Source organism: uncultured Lactobacillus sp. (assembly GCF_945290125.1).
Classification (GTDB): domain Bacteria; phylum Bacillota; class Bacilli; order Lactobacillales; family Lactobacillaceae; genus Lactobacillus; species Lactobacillus rizhaonensis.
Window position 1 is genome coordinate 1 of sequence record NZ_CALYQV010000113.1, and the last position, 2779, is coordinate 2779.

The 2779-nt window shown below is 35.2% G+C and carries 4 protein-coding genes; 2 read left to right on the forward strand and 2 right to left on the reverse strand.

Translation table 11 applies throughout. The annotated features are described in order from the left end of the window. Positions 1 to 396: 396 nt before the first annotated feature. Entirely contained in the window at positions 397 to 534 is a 138-nt protein-coding gene (locus tag Q0K80_RS10260; protein WP_294606036.1) for a hypothetical protein, read from the reverse strand. 412 nt (positions 535 to 946) lie between these two features. After that, on the reverse strand, positions 947 to 1369 hold the full coding sequence (locus Q0K80_RS10265; protein WP_294606037.1) for a sigma-70 family RNA polymerase sigma factor: 423 nt from the start codon (positions 1367 to 1369) through the stop codon (positions 947 to 949). 395 nt (positions 1370 to 1764) lie between these two features. Between Q0K80_RS10265 and Q0K80_RS10270 the strand changes: the two genes are divergently transcribed. Both Q0K80_RS10270 and Q0K80_RS10275 read left to right on the forward strand, forming a co-directional pair. Beyond that, on the forward strand, positions 1765 to 2226 hold the full coding sequence (locus Q0K80_RS10270) for a hypothetical protein (protein WP_294606038.1): 462 nt from the start codon (positions 1765 to 1767) through the stop codon (positions 2224 to 2226). Positions 2227 to 2304: 78 nt separating this feature from the next. Next, positions 2305 to 2517, forward strand: coding sequence for a hypothetical protein (locus Q0K80_RS10275; RefSeq protein WP_294606039.1), 213 nt, complete (start codon positions 2305 to 2307; stop codon positions 2515 to 2517). Positions 2518 to 2779: the final 262 nt, after the last annotated feature.

Sequence of the window (2779 nt, forward strand, 5' to 3'; positions counted from 1 at the left end):
AAATACCAGTAACGACCTTTGTTTGTTGTGACATATTATTTTTCCTCCTTAAATTTATCCGCGGGGTTTAAATCATCAATGTGCTCTAGAACTTCGGTGACCTCAATATCCGTTAGCAAGTTAGGCGACCATAGTTGAAAGCGTGTGAGCTTGTGATGGTAATCATATCGGGCTAACAACACTGCATTGCAAGCAGAGAATTGGCACCAGGGACTGTAACGAGATGAGTCTTATACTCTCCTAATGCGTGGGCGGCTGTCCCTTCAGTGGCAGCACATGAAGTAGAGTTTAGAGTTCGGGAAATATTGTTCCAATCGCGGGAGTGGTGGGGCACTTAGCCAACGTTTAGCACTGGAAGCTAACAGTAAAGCATGATGTTTTAATAAATTCATTGACCTAATCCTTCGTACTATAGTAAAGTCCTTCGTAATCTTTAGGATCTACATCAGAGAACTTCTCAACCCCAAACTTATGAAGCAATTCTTTAACTTGTTCAATGTAGCCTTCGGCACTTTTTTTACCAGCATCTTGCAAACAGTTGCTTTATTTTCAATCGGGTTACGTTGGGATTGCTCATCAGCACTTGGAGCTTCATCTTTATTATTTGATAGTAATTCACAAACTGATTGAACAGTTTCTTAAATCTGATCCATCAGGTTTTCAAGCTCCTTAAGTTTTAAATCAAGGTCATTCATTATGCTCATAAGAATCCTCCTTTACTTCGTTAATCTGTAGCTGTTGAACATCTTTATCAGGTGTGATCACCATGAAGTGGTGTGGTTTGCCGAGAAGTGAACGCGGCAATCATTTACAGACCGTGATTTGACGCATACTGATGAAAACATTTTGGTGAAATGCTTAGCCATTTGGTTATCCTTTCTTGTTAAATTTAGTAAGGACTAAATGACTTACACTTAAAGGCCATAAGAAACGAAAAAGTAAACTATTAATTCTGAAGATTTTTTTTGAGGCACCGATAGATTGTTTGAAATCGCTTAGTAATCGCCATCTTGCTGACGCCTTCATCTTTGGCAATGTCGATCTGTTTCATTTCATCCCAGAACTTTTCAATGATTAATTTCTGCTGGGTAGGCTTTAGTTTTTGAAGGGCATTGTATAGTTGATTCGTTTCTTCCTTGTTAACTGCTTTTTGGAATAGGTCGTCATTGTCTTTAACTAGGGCACCATATGGATCGTAGGTTTCAAGTGAAACGTGACGTCTAGTTTCACGATGATTATCGTTGTACTCGTTGCGATTGATTTCGATAATTTCTTTACCTATAGCTTCTGTGACCTTGATATCTTCTATGCCAGTTGGCTGGTGTAACTTGATGCACATAAAGCCATCTTCAGTATCTGAAATCTCCATATTGAGTTGATGTCGGTCGTCGTAATATTTTTTCATAAAAAATTCCTCCTCTTGGATCTCTCAAATGAAGGAATCGAAGGCACGCTATAAGCCACTAGCAGGGCAATAAGAAACAGACCTAAACGATAAAATCGCTCGGGTACTGCAACTTGCTTTACTAGTGGCTTGTTACAGAACACTATTAAATTAGGTGCATGATAGTAAAAGTTGTTGATCGGTCAACACATGCTGTGATATTCGCATTTGCCATAATAATATTGATAAATGCGAATATCTTATTTAAAATTAAACTGCATAGGAAAATCAATTATTGCTAATGATATGGATTTAATGCAGCTTACGGTTTTTAATTTAGACTATTTGTAGGCATCTATTTTGAACTCATTTGACATAAAATGCAGAAAACTGTAGAAAACGTTGGAGGAGCTAAAGATGAATCTAAATCAATTTTTCCAAATATTTATAAAGAGTTCGGCGGTGATGATACAACACCAGAATATTTCATTAAGTTGATAGATAGCTTCATTTGCTTGCCATCAAATGCTAACGAGCATTCTTTAGCGGAAAATAATGAATTCAATCCGGTTCAAAATATTTCTACAATCTACACATGGATAAGTAATAACAGAAAACCTCCTCGAAATATGAATCCTAAAATTGCAAAGGCCATTTATGATTTGAGGGATATCGATAAATTCAATAGTCACTTTGAGAAAATAGCTACAAGTCAGCAATACGAAGAGGTTCGTAATCAATTTAGAAAATTTCATTTTGATGCAACTGATGATGATTGTTTCTATATTGCTGGAAAGGTTCTTTCAAAAGTTTTTGAATTTAGATCAACAAAGAAAAAATGATGTTAAACCTGAAGATATTGAAGAAAACGCTTTTGTACAGGACACAGATATTATTTTTCTTCAAGAAGTAGGAAATAAGTGTCTAAGCAATTAATAATAAACAAATATGGTAAAAAGTTACCACAATATAGGACTGTGTTTATCTATCCATTAAATAATGAAAAAGAGATTAGAGATAAATTTAATGGAATAAAAGAAGCACCCACGGATAAGGGTGCGGACGAAAATAAGATACCACTTTGTTTGAACTGTGTTAATTCATATGATATGGATCCTACTATTGACGACTAAAAGAAATTAGTAAAAATTAAAGAACAGGATCTTAATACAGCGCGGCTGAATCAAAATTTGCAAAATGCAACTCTGGAGCAGCAAATAGGAAAAGTTACTAGAAAGCTTAATAAGCTCAAATCTGAAGACTTGCAAAGTAAAGTATTAAAGTTGAAATGAATCCTGTTGTTGTAAAAGAAAAAATACCGAATCCATAAAGCGTTAAAAAAAGAAGCATTAAAAGAACTTCAAGATCAATTAGGTATTGTTGATCAAACTATCA

Bases quoted from the DNA above. Each gene is read 5' to 3' on its own strand.
- Q0K80_RS10265 (WP_294606037.1), bottom strand. From the start codon at position 1,369: ATGGAGATTTCAGATACTGAAGATGGCTTTATGTGCATCAAGTTACAC.
- Q0K80_RS10270 (WP_294606038.1), top strand. From the start codon at position 1,765: ATGCAGAAAACTGTAGAAAACGTTGGAGGAGCTAAAGATGAATCTAAA.